Source organism: Nocardia sp. NPDC060220 (assembly GCF_042727815.1).
GTDB lineage: Bacteria > Actinomycetota > Actinomycetes > Mycobacteriales > Mycobacteriaceae > Nocardia.
Genome location: NZ_JBHWZY010000080.1, coordinates 1 through 13,771, shown reverse-complemented (window position 1 = coordinate 13,771; position 13,771 = coordinate 1). Strand labels below are relative to the sequence as shown.

Genomic DNA, 13,771 nt, shown 5'->3' with positions numbered 1-13,771 from the left:
TCCCCCGAGTGGGCCGCGGGCACGATCGTGCGCGCCCTCACCGAACGTCCCAAACGCATCGATGTTCCCCTCGGCACCCTCGCCGAATACGGCGGCATCATCACCCCCAAACTCCGCGACCGCATCCTGCACCGCTACTACCGCGCACTGCCGGATTCCCCTGCGGCCAAGGGCGAATCGGCCGAAGACACCCCGGCCCCCGCACCGGCACCCCGGGCAGATCCGAAAACCCCTTCCGCCGCCCGAAAAGCCACCGGCACCGCCCTGCGCCGCGCGGCCCGCTGGGTACCCGGCACACACTGGTGACCCCCGCGTAGTCACTCGGTTCGTCTCGCACCCACATGGATTCAGTGCTGCCGGGTCCGCCACGATTCACTGCAGGTCGAGGGTGAAGTGGTGGGCGGTGATGGTCAGATGACGGCGCATATAGAGACGGTGGGCGGCGGCTCGGGTAGGACCGACGCCGGAGTCCAGGTGGACCCCCGTGCACCGCAGACGCCGAGCTTCGGCGGTGAGCCAGTCGAGCAGACGGTCGGCATGGCCTCGACCGCGCGCCACGGGAAGGGTGGAGACATCGTCGATGTAGAGGTGGTGGCCCCAGGCGGTGGAGTGGGATTCACGGAACCCTGCCACCGATAGTGCCGCGGGGGAACCCGTTTCGAAGACCCCGATGAGACGGTAGCCCGCGGGGCGGAGTTCGTTATCGATGAACTCGGTCAGGCGCGATGCCGTCTCCCACCGTGGGCGAAGCTCCAGCAGAGCCGGGCCCGCCAGCTCGGTTTCGTCCTCGCCGATTTCCCGGATGTCGATCATGGAGTCGACGTTAAGCCCGTCGGACGACGTGCGGGAGGGCCACCGCGCCGTAGTTCCAGTAGTCCACTGTGAAGCTTGCCCAGAAGCCGAGTCGTCCGCAGTCGATGAGTCAGCGATCCGTGGGACGTTCGGACTGCGCGCGAGACAGCGCGGGAAGTTGTTCTATCGCAGCGGGTTCCAAGTAGGTGGCCGGTTTGGGGGCGGCACCGCAGCTGGCTTGGCGCGGGGCGGCGGGGACGGTGCGGGCGGTGACGCGCCAGCGGCGGCCGTCGCGGTGAGTGACGATGGCGGCGCCCGCCACGGTCGGGTCGTGCGTGGGGGCCGGGTCGGGCTGAACGGTGAGAGCGGTGGCATCGGCCGGGACCTGCTCGCGCACAGCCACTTCGGCGAGCTGGGAGATCGGGGGGTAGCAGCTGCGGCCGCGGAGACCGGTCAGGGAGACCTCGTCGACGTCGGCCGCCGCGAGCATCGCCTTGGCGGCAGTGGCGTCGACGCGGCCGTAGGTGAGGCCGGAGGGAAGCAGGACGACCGCGGGGGCGAAGCGGTGACCACCGGTGTGCGAGGCCTCCCAGACCCGGCCCGGGTAGTCGGCGGCGAGGGCGGCGGCGATCGGGCGGCCCAGCAGGGCACAGCACTGGTCGCGTTTGCCGTGCGCGCAGACCAGGACCACCGGATCGTCCACGCGCACACCGATTCCCGGCGCCGGACCGTCGACGAGATGCAGGTCGATGTCGAAGAGCTGGCGCAAGTCGGTGATCTCGAACCGCTCACACCAGGAGCCCTCCGGCCGCGAACTGACCAGCAGCACAGTGCGGGTACCGGTGAACTCGTTGCGGCCGGGGCGGCGGATCAGCGTCGGCCGGACCTGCGCCGCCGACGTACGCGCCGCGAGTTCGGCGGTGATCTCCGGACCGAGCACTTCGTCACCGATCACATCACCGCCCCACGCACCGGGATGCTCGATACACAGCCATCCGGTGAAATGTCCCGCGGTACCGAGCAGCGGAAGATCGGCAGCGGCCGCCGTACACAGCATGCCCTCGAACGGGTTCACAGCGCTCCTCCCACGACCGAGCCTTCCGGGACTGTCCCGGACAAGCGTCGTTTCACTCTAGAACCGGGGCGGTGGGCTACTCGTAGACGCCCTCGGCGTGCCAGTGCATCGCGTCGTAGACGAGCAGGACGGCGCGGATCTCGGTGGGGTCGGCATCGAGCTGGACTTGGACGCGTACGGCCAGGGAGGTGGGCTCGGCCGTGGACCACCAGCGTTCGGTGATCGGCCAGGGGCCCGCCCAGCCCAGCAGCGCCCACTGCTTGCTGCCCCAGCGCAGACGGGTGGGGACGGCGGTGAACAGGCCGCGATCGGTGACCAGGACGGGGGCGCCGTCGGCGGCGGTCAGGTGCACGACCGGGCGGTGCAGCAGGAGCAGTGTGGGAGCGGGTTCGGGGAGACGACCCGGCCAGGGCTGGGTGGGGTCGGCGGCGGGGGTCAGCTCGTCACCGAGGGCGATCATGGTGATGCGTTCGGCGGGCCCGCGCCCGCCGCTGAGCACGCCGATGCGGACCGCTTCGCCACCGAGCAGCCCCTGCACGCGGACCAGGGCGCGGCGGGCGCGCTCGGTCTCCTCACCCTCACCACCCCACAGACCGAGTTGCAGCGCACCGGCGGCGACCACCTCGACCGGTTCCAGGGTGAGCGCGACGATCGGGCCGGTGGGGCGGGCGCGGCGGGTGAGCCAGCCGTCGAGTTGCCAGCGGACGCGGTCGGCGGTGTCGGCGGGGGTGAGTGGGCGAGCACAGCGCCAGATCCTGGTGAGCTCCTCACCCGTCTCGGTGCGCGCGGTCACGGCGAGCCGGGTGCACGCCACCCCCGCCGCCGACAGCACCGCGTGCAGCCGGGTGGACAGCTGCCTGCCCGCGAAGGCGGCCGCGTCGACCCGATCGATGGGCGGATCGCAGGCCAGCTCGACGGTCAGTTCCGGAGCGGGGCGGCGCGCCGACGGTGGACGTTCCGGCAGGGCGCGGGCGGTGCGATGGGCAAGCACGGCGTCGGCGCCGAACCGGGAGGCCACTTCGGCAGGAGACAGGCGCGCGAAGTCGCCGATGCGGCGCAAACCCAAGCGGCGCAACAGGTCGACCAGCTCCGCGCGCTGCGGTGCGGCCAGGCTCGGCTCCACCGCCAGCTCCGCGACCGGGAGCCCAGCGAGGTACTCCGCGCCCTCCCCCGGCGCCACGATCGCCCCGCGCCGTGCCGCAATCACCGCTGTCGACATGGCATCGGCGATCCCGATCTGCGCCTCGGCTCCCGCCACGGCGACCGCGTCGATCAACCGCACCACCGCGGCCTCCTCGGAGCCGAAATACCGTGCGGCACCGCGTGCCCCGAGCACGATGAGCCCGGGCCGCAACACCTCGACGCCCGGCACCGTCTCGTCGACAGCGCCGACCACCGGCTCGAACAATCGCGCATCTCGATCCGGATCATCCTGCACGACAACAAGTTCCGGGCAACATCCCTGCGCATCCCGCCGTCGCATCCCCCGCCGCACACCCTCGGCCCGCGCGATCGCCGAACACGCCACCACCGAACTTCCCCGCAACACCGCGATCGGTCGCTCCGCCGACACTCCCTCCACCGCGGCCGCCGCCACCGCGGGCCAGTCCAGGCACCACACCGCGAGCACCCGCTCAACGCGCGTCACGACGACGCCACCGATCCACACGCCACGCCACGTCCGAACGAGCTACCCACCACGAATGCGGTGGGCGATCGGTAACCGCAACGGCGTGCCGAGAGCGACTCGGGAACGAACGGGAGACCCGCGGCGATCGTCCGGGCGGCCGCCGGACAGTCGGTAGGTCTCCTCACGCCCATCGGCCGGAACCTGACAACGGCCCGGCGGTCATGAGACGGCCTCGTGTAGCGCGGTGACTTCCGGTGCACCGCTGACGGTTTCGCGGGGCAGCCATTCGGTGCGGCCGACCTGGGCGCACAGGTCCATACGGCCGTGGCGGGTCTGGCCGGCCTTGGCGCTCACGCGCACGTCGAGGCAGACCGAGCGCAAGCGGCCGCGACCGGGGCCGAGGCCGCGGTACCCGGTGACGCGGGAGTCCAGGCGCAGAGTCGGGTTGGCCCATTCGCCCGCGACCACCAGGGTGGCACCGCGATTGCGGGCGCGGGCGGCGAGGACGCGGCAACGCGACGGAGGAACAGCGAGGCCACCGAGGCCGAGGACTACCAGGTCGAGGCCGTCGAGCAGGACCGCGGCCACTTCGGCGGGGTCGGGGCCGGGGTCGGTGATCACCGCCAACCGGGACAGCTCGGCACCCATCTCGGCAGCGGCCAGCAAACCGAGCCGGGGCAGGCCGACGACCGCGGCGTGGCCGCCGCTCCCGGTAACGGCGGCGAGCATTCCCGTCAGCAAGGAGTGTGCGCCGGTGTAGGCGACGACCGCGCCTTTCGGCAGCCCACCATCGGGCAACAGATCGGCGAGTGGAGGCGGAACAGGCAGTAGATCTCGGCGTAGTGGCTGCTCACGTGGCATATGCCCGGTCGCGGACTCACCACGGCCCGGGACCGCGGCCATCCGCCTGCGCAGCTCGTCGATCATGCCCGCATCGGGCGACAACGCTTCCGAACCCATCAACACCACCTACTTCCACGATGGACCCGCGAGCGGAAAACCGCCCTGCGCCGAAACGGCAGCACCGTTTCAGCTATCGATCGTATTCGAATATACGTTCGATAGCGACCAGCGTGACACCCACCCCCACCCCGTGTCCACCGCGCAGCACCCCGGAGATCCCGGCCAGTCAGCGCCATATTCGGCTACCCTCGCACCCGTGACCGAACGTGCTCGTCCCCATATCGGCCCCGACTACCTGGTCGCGGGTCGCTACCGCCTGCAGTCCAAGCTGGGCGGGGGTGGCATGGGTGCGGTCTGGCTCGCGACCGATCGGTTGCTGAACCGGGAAGTCGCGATCAAGCAGGTGCTGTCCACCGCGGGACTGAGCGCGGCCGAGGCCGAGCGAATCCGCAGCAGCATCGTGCACGAGGGCCGGGTGGCCGCCAAGCTGTCGCACATCCACGCCGTGGCCGTGCACGACGTGGTGATCGAGGCGGGCGAGCCGTGGCTCGTCATGGAGTACTTACCCTCGCGCAGCGTGGCCAAGGCGCTCGCGCTGGTCGACACGCTGCCCGCGGTCGAGGTCGCCCAGATCGGCGCGCAGGTCGCCGACGCGCTGGCCGCCGCGCACGCCGCGGGCATCGTGCACCGCGATATCAAGCCGGGCAACATCCTCGTCGCCGACCGCGGCAACAGTGTGGGCCTGGCCAAACTCAGCGACTTCGGCATCTCGCGCGGCGCCGGCGACACCCAGGGTGACGAACCCGACGGTGTGATCACCGGCACCCCTGCCTACCTGCCGCCCGAGGTCGCGCGCGGCGCCCGGCCCACCGAGGCCAGCGACGTGTTCTCCCTCGGCGCCACCCTCTACACCGCACTCGAAGGCCAGCCGCCGTTCGGTTTCGACTCCGACGAGCACGACGTCGTCGCCGCGGCCGCGATGGGCCGGATCATCCCGCCCACCCGCAGCGGCATCCTCACCCAGCCGCTGCTGCACATGCTCGAGCCCGCGCCGCAGCGCCGCCCCACCATGGCCGAGGCCCGCGACGAAATCCTCACCGCCGCCTTCGGACCCGGCACCGGCGCCTACATCCTCGGTGTGCCGCTGCGCACCGAGGACGGCACCATCCCGGCCTGGTCCACCCGTAACTCCGCCAGCGGCCTGCGTAGCCACAATTCCTCCCCCCTCCCGCGCCCGCACCGCGCGCCGGTGGGCGCCACCGCCGCCGCACCCCAGCAGCGCACCGGCAGCTTCGTCGACAACCTCCCCAACGGCGCCCCCCTCGCCATCGGCGCGGGCGTGCTGATCGGCCTGATCATCCTGATCGCGATCATCATCGCCGTGATGTAGAGCCGAGCTTCACTCGATGCGGCGTCGATGCGCCCATCGAGTCAGCGCGTTCCGGTTCGACTGTTGCGTCTTACGAAGCACATTCGACGCGTGCGTCTCCACGGTCTTCACCGAGATGAACAAGGATTCGGCGATCTCCCGATAGGTGTATCCACGCGCCAGCAAGCGCAGCACCTCCAGCTCGCGCGGGGTGAGTGAATCCAATTCGGGATCGAGCGGCGGCTCGGGGACCGGCGAGCGCCCGGTGAACGAATCGAGCACGAACCCGGCCAGCCGCGGACTGAACACCGCGTCCCCACCCGCGACCCGGCGGATACCGTCGGCCAGCTCGGCACCGGAAATCGTCTTGGTGACGTACCCGCGCGCCCCCGCCCGGATCACCGCGATCACATCCTCGGCCGCGTCGGACACACTCAGCGCCAAACACACCGGCCCCGTGGCGATCCCGCTCAGCACCGCCACTCCACCACCGTCGGGCATGTGGACGTCGAGCAGCACCACGTCCGGCTTCGTGGCATCGATCCCGGCGATCGCCTCGGCCACCGCCCCGGCCTCACCGACGACCTCCATGTCGGTCTCCCGGCTCAGCTCGGCCCGCACCCCCGACCGGAAAACCGCGTGATCGTCGACCAGGAACACCCGCACACTCACTACCAGACTCCTCATTCGAACCGCTCGATCGACCTGCTGTCATCGGTACCACACCGCGGCGTCCGGGCGCCGAGATCGGCCCGGGTCGGTGCGATCGCGCTCAGTGATCGGCCGGATGGTCCCGCGTCGGCGCGTGGTCATCCGGGCCTGCGGTGGTCGGCGCGTCGTCGCTCGCGACCTCGTCCGGCTCGGAGGTCCCGGAGTCGGTGCGCGGCATGACGATCCGCACCTCCGTGCCACGCCCGAGGGTCGAGTCGATCACGGCGGTACCGCCACGGCGCTCGATTCTGGCACAGATCGACTTGGCCACCCCGCGCCGATCGGCAGGCACCGCCGACACGTCGAAACCGGCGCCACGGTCGCGCACGAAGATGCTCACCTGGTGGGGTTCGGTCTCGGCGAACAGGTCGATCTCGGGGACCTCGGCGTGCTTGGCGGCGTTGACCAGCGCCTCACGGGTGGCGCCGAGCAGGGCGGTGAAATGCTCCTTGGGCAGGCCCGCGCCGGTGTCGCCGGGGTCCATCGCCACATCGCCGACGGTGACCGGGGTGACCTTCACACCGTGCTGGTCCTCCACCTCGCCCGCGATGGTGCGCAGCGCGGTGGCCAGGCTCGACTGGGCGGGTGCGGTGTCGTCGAAGAGCCACTTGCGCAGTTCACGCTCCTGACTGCGGGCCAGGCGAAGCACCTCCTGCGGATCCTCGGCCTGGCGCTGGATCAGCGCGAGCGTCTGCAATACCGAATCGTGCAGGTGCGAGGCGATCTCCTCGCGTTCCTCGTTGCGGATGCGGGCGCCGCGCTCGGCATTGAGCGCGCGGACCATGCGCAGCCACAGCGGCACCGTCAGCAGACCCGCGCCGACCAGGGTGACCGCCACCGCGATCAGCGCCGACCCGAGCGAACTGAGATCGATCCTGGCCAGCACCACCACACCGAGCCCGACCACGATCAGCGTCGCCCCGGCCACGATGCGCGACCAGGTGACCACCGAGGGTCGCGCGGGCAGCCCGAACAGGGCCCGCGGCCCCGGCGCGGCGACATCGTATTCGCGCCACACCAGCGCGGCGCCGACCGCCACCACCACGATCGGCGCGATCACCTTCGCCGCGGTCCCCTGGAACAACCACCCCACCGTCACCGCGAGTCCGAGCCCGAGCAGGGCGAGCCCGATCGCCTGCCTGCGCTCGTCACCGGTCGGTTTCGCCGCGTCCGCGCCACCGGGAGTGAAGATCCACAGCAGCCCGTACGCCACCAGTCCCGCGCCGACCAGCGCGGACAGCAATACGAACGCCAGCCGCACCTTGATCACGTCGACACCGAGATGGTCGGCCAGACCACCCGCGACTCCACCCACCACCCGCCCACCACTGCGGCGGACCAGGCGCGGGGTCTCCGGCATCGGCGCACCCACCGGCTCGGGGCCGGGGACGGGCAGCATGGGCCGATAGCCGCGCGGCACGCCATAACCCTGCGGATACTGGGCGTAACCCGGCGCGCTCCGATACTGCGGCGGCGGCGCGTAGTGCTGCGGCGGCCCATAGACCACCGGCTCACCCCCGAACGAGCGCTCTACGAAACCACGCGGCCGGTGCCAACCGAACCGCGGATTCGCCGCTGCGCCCGGGCCGTCGGAAGGCCCGTGGGTGGCGTTGTTCCCGGCGGCGGCGCCGGGCCCGGACGGGGTCGCGGACCCCTGGGCGGCAGTGCGGGCGGAAACAGACGGATCCATGCTCTCGATACTGGCACGCATCGCGTGGGGTGGGCATCGGGAACATCCCTGAGATCAAATTATCAGGGTTACCCCCGATGTGCGGAAGGGGCGGCTCGGCACACCATGGATGGCATGAGCAGAACGAGCTTCGCCGACCAGGTTCACCAGATGTGGCAGACGCGGCCCGTCCGGCTGCCTCGGCAAGGGCCGATCGCCGGGGTGGCGGCGGGGTTCGGGTTGCGGTACGGGGTGGATCCGGTGCTCGTGCGGGTGGCCTTCGTGGTGTCGACGATCTTCGGCGGGGCCGGGATCGTGCTGTACCTGCTGGCCTGGCTGGTGCTGGGGTCGGCGGGCAACGAGATGTCGGCGGCGCAGGCCCTGTCGGCCCACGATCGAGGTTCGCATTCGCAGACCAAGACGATCGTGTTGATCGTCGCGTTGGCTATCGCCGTGTCGACCATGGGGCCGATCGGGCTGGGAATGGGCGGGTCCGGGGTGGTCAGCATGGGGCTGATGCTCGCAGGCTGGTGGATGCTGTATCTGCGTCATCCTGAGCTGCCCGCGGGATTCGACGCCTACCGCGCTCCGCTCGGCACGACGGGCTACCCGGGCGCGGGCTACCCGACCGGGGTCCCGGTGCGCGGCTACCCGTACAACCCGGAGGTGCCGCCGACGGGGATGTACACGCCCTACACCAAACTCCCCGACGCCTACGTTCCCGATCCGGCGCTCGCCCGCGAGGAAACCCGCACGGCCACCGCCGAATCCGCGCCGCTGCTGCGAGTCGACGCGACCGACACGGTCGTCCTGCACAAGGACATCGACGAATCGGGCAGCGCTGCTGTGGATTCCGTCGAGACCACCCGGATCACCGTGACACCGGCCGCCAGCGAACCCGGACAAGAGGATCCGGACAACCGCGAGGTCGCCTCGGACGCGTCGACTCCGCACGCCGTGTCGGATACGAGCGAGCAGGCGGCCGATTCGGTTCCACCCGTCGATCTCGACAAGCGGGCGGACAACCCGACAACCGAGGTCGTCGAGCCGGCCGGCACCGACGAGAGCATGCGGCCCGCCACGCAACCACAGGCGAACGAAACCGGCGCCACCGCCGTCCTGCGCAAGGACGTCCCCGGAACCATCTCTCCCGCACCCGAGCCCCCGCGGATCAACGCGCAGGTGCCCAACGGCTGGGACCCGCTCGCTGTCGCCCCCCTCGCCTGGGAACTCCCGGAAGCGGCACCCCGCTACGCACCGGTCGCGCCACCGGCACCGAAACGTCCACGCTCCCGGCTGACCCCGGTCACCATCGGCCTGGCGATCCTGGCCGCGGCGCTGGCGGGTGCGGCAGCGGCATCGGGCGTCGAATGGATGACCCCCGCACGGATCGCGGCGTTCGCCTTGGCCGTAGTCGGACTCGGCCTCGTCGTCGGCGCGTTCCTGCGGCGCGGGTACGGGCTGCTGATCCTCACCGCCCCGCTGGCCGGGTTCGTGGTGCTGGCCTCCCTGATCGGGCCGATCGACTTCAGCGAAACCGCCGTCGGCGACCGTGTCTGGGCGCCGACCTCGGTCACCGAGTTGCAGCCCCGCTACGCCCTCGACATCGGTTCGGGCACGCTGGACCTGCGCGGACTGAACCTCACCGAATCACGCAGCGTCGAAGTCGCGGTGAACATCGGTGACGCGAAAGTGCAACTGCCCGAAGGGATGACGGTGAACACGACGTGTGACATCCGAGTGGCCGATTCCAACTCGACCTGCAAAGACGGACTGAGCGGGCCGAACACCCCCGGCGCACCGGTCCTCGACCTGCACGTCAAGATGCACCTGGGTGACGCGGTGGTGACCCGTGGCTGATCCGACCGGCACCGAGCCCACCCGCCGACCCGCCTTCACCCTGCTGACCATCGGCCTGATCGCACTGGCCGTGAGCGTCTGGGCACTGCTGGGCGCACCCACCCCCGACGACGGCGGGATCCTGCCCATCGGCTGGGGCGTGGTGATCGCGGCCATCGTCATCGGCCTGCTGCTCACGCTGGCCCCCAGCCGTAAACACCACTGACCGAAGACAACTCAGGCAACAGCAATGGCCCGTCATCACGACGGGCCATTGCTGTTGACGGGACCAGTTGAAAGACAAGGGCAATGGACGAATCCGAGAAGAGACCGGAAACCCCACTGGCGAAGGTCCTGCCGCCGGTCACCCACCGGCCGCACGCCGGCGGCTTCCTCCTGGGCAGGCTCCTGCTCACCCAGGCGGCGCCGCCGCGGCCGGCCTAGTTCACTCCCACTCGATGGTGCCCGGCGGCTTGCTCGTCACGTCGAGGACCACGCGGTTGACCTCGGCCACCTCGTTGGTGATGCGCGTCGAGATCCGTTCCAGCACGTCGTAGGGCAGCCGGGTCCAGTCCGCGGTCATCGCGTCCTCGCTCGACACCGGACGCAGCACGATCGGGTGACCGTAGGTGCGGCCGTCGCCCTGCACACCGACCGAACGCACGTCGGCCAGCAGCACGACCGGGCACTGCCAGATCTGCTTGTCCAGGCCGGCCGCGGTGAGCTCCTCGCGGGCGATGGCGTCGGCCTGGCGGAGCAGATCGAGCCGGTCGGCGGTCACCTCGCCGACGATGCGGATCGCGAGGCCGGGGCCCGGGAACGGCTGGCGCGCAACGATTTCCTCGGGCAGCCCGAGTTCACGGCCGACCGCGCGGACCTCGTCCTTGAACAGCAGGCGCAGCGGCTCGACCAGATCGAACTCGAGGTCGTCGGGCAGGCCACCGACATTGTGGTGGCTCTTGATGTTCGCGGTGCCGGTGCCGCCGCCGGATTCGACGACGTCCGGGTACAGGGTGCCCTGGACCAGGAATTCGACCTTCGGTGCGGCACCCGCGGCAGCGCCCTCCTCGAGCACGATGCCCGCCACCGCGTCCTCGAAGGAGCGGATGAACTCGCGGCCGATGATCTTGCGCTTCTCCTCGGGATCGGAGACGCCCTTCAGCTCGCCGAGGAACTTGTCCACCGCGTCGACGGTCACCAGCTTGGCGCCGGTCGCGGCGACGAAGTCCTGCTGGACCTGCTCGCGCTCGCCGGCCCGCAGCAGACCGTGGTCGACGAACACACAGGTGAGCCGGTCGCCGATCGCGCGCTGCACCAGCGCGGCCGCCACGGCGGAGTCGACACCGCCGGACAGGCCACAGATGGCGTGCCCGTCACCGATCTGCTCGCGCACGCTCTCGATCAGCGACTCGGCGATATTGGCCGGGGTCCACTGCGCGGGGATGCCCGCGAGCTCGTGCAGGAAGCGGCTGAGCACCTGCTGGCCGTGCGGGGAATGCAGCACCTCGGGGTGATACTGCACGCCGGCCAGGCGCCGCGCACGGTCCTCGAACGCGGCCACGGGGGCGCCCGCGGTGGTACCGGTGACCTCGAAGCCCTCGGGGGCGTCGGTCACCGCGTCACCGTGCGACATCCACACCGGCTGGATGGTCGGCAGGCCGCCGTGCAGCACACCGCCGTCGATGTTCAGCTCGGTGCGACCGTATTCGCGGGTGCCGGTTTCCGACACGGTGCCGCCGAGCGCCTGTGCCATGGCCTGGAAGCCGTAGCAGATGCCGAACACGGGCACGCCGAGATCGAACAGCCGCGCGTCGAGTTGCGGTGCGCCCTCGGCATACACACTCGACGGACCACCGGACAGGATCACGGCCAACGGCTGCTTGTCGGCGATCTCTTCCACGGTCATCGTGTGAGGAATCACCTCGGAGAACACCCGTGACTCACGCACCCGTCGGGCGATCAGCTGGGCGTACTGCGCGCCGAAGTCGACGACGAGGACCGGTCTCTGAGTATCTGCCACCGCCACAGTTTAGTGACGGGGTGCGACGAGCAAGCAGCGGGCATCGCCGGAGGCCGGACTCGCCGTAGTGACTGTGCACGACGCGCCCCCATTCTTGGGCGTGGCGCGGCGGCTCTGGCTATCCTCGTGCTCGTGCCATTCGCCCGCGCGATCGATGCCGACATCTACTACGAGGACAGCGGTGGCACCGGTCCGGTGGTGTTGCTCGCCCATGAATTCTTCATGGATCGCACGATGTTCGCCTCGCAGCAGGCCGCGCTCGCACCCGAATTCCGGATCGTCGCCTGGGACGCGCGCGGTCACGGCCGCACCAGAGACCAGCGGTTGCCCTTCACCTACTGGACCGCGGCCAGGGACGCGCTGACGGTGCTCGACTCGATCGGCGTCGAACGCGCGATCGTCGGCGGGACGGCGCAAGGGGGCTTCACAGCATTGCGGACCGCGTTGGTCGCACCCGAACGGGTCGCCGCGCTGATCTTGATCAGCACCGAGGCGCACGGGCCGACCCTCGACCAGTCGACCGCCACCCAGCGATTCCTCGACGAGTGGCACGACCGCAGCTCCCGCGAGGAAGCCGCGGGCCGACTGGCCGACTGGCTCATCGGCGACGACACCTGGTACCGCGACATCTGGACCCGCCGCTGGGTCGGCGACGCCCACAGCGGGCTCGACGCCGCCGTCGGCTGCCTACTCGGACGCGACTCGGTACTCGACCGACTACGCGAGATCACCTGCCCGGCACTGATCATCCACGCCACACAGAGCGGCATCGCGGGCGACCGGGCCCGCACGCTGGCGGACGGGCTCACCGCCTCCACCTTCGTGGAGATCGATGGCGCCCGTCTCGCCGTCACGATGACGCACCCGGAACCGGTCAATACCGCGATCTCGCGGTTCCTGCGGGATCGGGTCTCACTGACCCACGTTCGTCAGCGCGGGCGGCCTGTCAGCGGACGCTGAGCCCGACCTTCTGGAATTCCTTGAGGTCGGAGTAGCCGGCCTTGGCCATCGAACGGCGAAGGCCACCGACCAGGTTCAGCGAGCCGAACGGGTCGTCGGAGGGCCCGTAGAGCACGCGCTCGAGGCTCGGACGGGCCGCCGCGCCGTCGGGGCCGTCCAGCCAGGCCTCGTCGACCGGCAGGAACGAACCGCGCGGCACCGAGGGGTGCGCGGTCGCCGAGGGCCAGTACCACCCGCGACCGGGCGCCTCCGCCGACGCCGACAGCGGCACACCGAGCATCACAGCATCGGCGCCACAGGCGATGGCCTTGGCCAGCTGACCCGAGGTGGCCACGTCACCGTCGGCGATGACGTGCACGTACCGGCCGCCGGTCTCGTCGAGGTAATCGCGACGGGCCGCGGCCGCGTCGGCGATCGCGGTCGCCATCGGCACGCCGATGCCGAGCACCTCACCGGTGGTGGTGGCGCCCGGGAACGAGCCGTAGCCGACGATGACACCCGCCGCGCCGGTGCGCATCAGGTGCAGCGCGGTGCGATGATCGCTCACACCACCGGCCACGACCGGCACATCCAGCTCGGCGATGAAGGTCTTGAGGTTGAGCGGCTCCTCGCCACCCACGTGCTCGGCGGAGATGATGGTGCCCTGCACGACCAGCAGGTCGATACCGGCCTGGAGCAGCGCCGGGGTCAGCGCGCGGGCGTTCTGCGGACTCACGCGCACCGAGGTGGTCACCCCGGCCGCCCGGACCTGCGCGACAGCGGCGGCCAGCAGGTCGGGCTGCATCGGCGCGGCGTGCAGTTCC

General features: G+C 70.7%; 13 protein-coding genes and 1 pseudogene. 6 read left to right on the top strand and 8 right to left on the bottom strand.

Translation table 11 applies throughout. The features are described 5' to 3' along the window. Window positions 1-306: pseudogene (locus tag ACFWF3_RS06640) on the top strand (fatty acyl-CoA reductase); the annotation flags it as partial. Window positions 307-372: 66 nt separating this feature from the next. Here ACFWF3_RS06640 and ACFWF3_RS06635 read toward each other — a convergent pair. From ACFWF3_RS06635 to ACFWF3_RS06620, 4 genes are all read right to left on the bottom strand, one after another. After that, the gene (locus tag ACFWF3_RS06635) at window positions 373-813 is read right to left on the bottom strand and encodes a GNAT family N-acetyltransferase (protein WP_379312784.1); all 441 of its coding nucleotides are present in this window, start codon (window positions 811-813) and stop codon (window positions 373-375) included. 109 nt (window positions 814-922) lie between these two features. Further along, window positions 923-1,849: a sucrase ferredoxin gene (locus ACFWF3_RS06630; RefSeq protein WP_379312786.1), complete on the bottom strand. Its 927-nt coding sequence runs from the start codon at window positions 1,847-1,849 to the stop codon at window positions 923-925. A 94-nt stretch (window positions 1,850-1,943) separates the two neighbouring features. Then, window positions 1,944-3,515, bottom strand: coding sequence for a DNA polymerase Y family protein (locus ACFWF3_RS06625; RefSeq protein WP_379312783.1), 1,572 nt, complete (start codon window positions 3,513-3,515; stop codon window positions 1,944-1,946). A gap of 201 nt (window positions 3,516-3,716) precedes the next feature. After that, window positions 3,717-4,457, bottom strand: coding sequence for a hypothetical protein (locus ACFWF3_RS06620; protein WP_378996854.1), 741 nt, complete (start codon window positions 4,455-4,457; stop codon window positions 3,717-3,719). A 199-nt stretch (window positions 4,458-4,656) separates the two neighbouring features. Here ACFWF3_RS06620 and ACFWF3_RS06615 point away from each other — a divergent pair, with 199 nt between their 5' ends. Further along, window positions 4,657-5,790 (top strand): serine/threonine-protein kinase, encoded by a 1,134-nt coding sequence (locus ACFWF3_RS06615; RefSeq protein WP_378996856.1) that lies wholly within the window; start codon window positions 4,657-4,659, stop codon window positions 5,788-5,790. Between the two features lie 9 nt (window positions 5,791-5,799). On the opposite strand, the gene ACFWF3_RS06610 is transcribed toward ACFWF3_RS06615, so the two are convergent. Both ACFWF3_RS06610 and ACFWF3_RS06605 read right to left on the bottom strand, forming a co-directional pair. Next, window positions 5,800-6,456 (bottom strand): response regulator, encoded by a 657-nt coding sequence (locus tag ACFWF3_RS06610; protein WP_379312782.1) that lies wholly within the window; start codon window positions 6,454-6,456, stop codon window positions 5,800-5,802. An 85-nt stretch (window positions 6,457-6,541) separates the two neighbouring features. Further along, window positions 6,542-7,879, bottom strand: coding sequence for a PspC domain-containing protein (locus ACFWF3_RS06605; RefSeq protein WP_379312785.1), 1,338 nt, complete (start codon window positions 7,877-7,879; stop codon window positions 6,542-6,544). Between the two features lie 405 nt (window positions 7,880-8,284). Here ACFWF3_RS06605 and ACFWF3_RS06600 point away from each other — a divergent pair, with 405 nt between their 5' ends. The 3 genes from ACFWF3_RS06600 (at window position 8,285) to ACFWF3_RS06590 (ending at window position 10,432) form a co-directional block, all read left to right on the top strand. After that, window positions 8,285-10,009 (top strand): PspC domain-containing protein, encoded by a 1,725-nt coding sequence (locus tag ACFWF3_RS06600; protein ID WP_379312781.1) that lies wholly within the window; start codon window positions 8,285-8,287, stop codon window positions 10,007-10,009. Further along, on the top strand, window positions 10,002-10,214 hold the full coding sequence (locus tag ACFWF3_RS06595) for a hypothetical protein (RefSeq protein ID WP_379312780.1): 213 nt from the start codon (window positions 10,002-10,004) through the stop codon (window positions 10,212-10,214). The genes ACFWF3_RS06600 and ACFWF3_RS06595 overlap by 8 nt, the downstream gene beginning before the upstream one ends. A gap of 83 nt (window positions 10,215-10,297) precedes the next feature. Further along, complete coding sequence (locus ACFWF3_RS06590) at window positions 10,298-10,432, top strand: hypothetical protein (protein WP_379312779.1); 135 nt, start codon at window positions 10,298-10,300, stop codon at window positions 10,430-10,432. 1 nt (window position 10,433) lies between these two features. On the opposite strand, the gene guaA is transcribed toward ACFWF3_RS06590, so the two are convergent. Further along, window positions 10,434-12,008 carry a glutamine-hydrolyzing GMP synthase gene (gene guaA / locus ACFWF3_RS06585; RefSeq protein ID WP_378996866.1) on the bottom strand — a complete coding sequence of 525 codons (1,575 nt, stop codon included), beginning with the start codon at window positions 12,006-12,008 and terminating at the stop codon, window positions 10,434-10,436. A gap of 132 nt (window positions 12,009-12,140) precedes the next feature. Here guaA and ACFWF3_RS06580 point away from each other — a divergent pair, with 132 nt between their 5' ends. After that, window positions 12,141-12,968 (top strand): alpha/beta fold hydrolase, encoded by an 828-nt coding sequence (locus ACFWF3_RS06580; protein ID WP_378996868.1) that lies wholly within the window; start codon window positions 12,141-12,143, stop codon window positions 12,966-12,968. Here the strand turns inward: ACFWF3_RS06580 and ACFWF3_RS06575 are convergent. Continuing rightward, a partial coding sequence (locus tag ACFWF3_RS06575; protein ID WP_379312778.1) for a GuaB3 family IMP dehydrogenase-related protein occupies window positions 12,955-13,771 on the bottom strand: 817 nt, incomplete at its 5' end. The two genes, ACFWF3_RS06580 and ACFWF3_RS06575, sit on opposite strands and share 14 nt — an antisense overlap.

Bases quoted from the DNA above. Each gene is read 5' to 3' on its own strand.
- ACFWF3_RS06635 (WP_379312784.1), bottom strand. From the start codon at position 813: ATGATCGACATCCGGGAAATCGGCGAGGACGAAACCGAGCTGGCGGGC.
- ACFWF3_RS06630 (WP_379312786.1), bottom strand. From the start codon at position 1,849: ATGCTGTGTACGGCGGCCGCTGCCGATCTTCCGCTGCTCGGTACCGCG.
- ACFWF3_RS06620 (WP_378996854.1), bottom strand. From the start codon at position 4,457: ATGGGTTCGGAAGCGTTGTCGCCCGATGCGGGCATGATCGACGAGCTG.
- ACFWF3_RS06610 (WP_379312782.1), bottom strand. From the start codon at position 6,456: ATGAGGAGTCTGGTAGTGAGTGTGCGGGTGTTCCTGGTCGACGATCAC.
- ACFWF3_RS06605 (WP_379312785.1), bottom strand. From the start codon at position 7,879: ATGCTGCCCGTCCCCGGCCCCGAGCCGGTGGGTGCGCCGATGCCGGAG.
- ACFWF3_RS06600 (WP_379312781.1), top strand. From the start codon at position 8,285: ATGAGCAGAACGAGCTTCGCCGACCAGGTTCACCAGATGTGGCAGACG.
- ACFWF3_RS06590 (WP_379312779.1), top strand. From the start codon at position 10,298: ATGGACGAATCCGAGAAGAGACCGGAAACCCCACTGGCGAAGGTCCTG.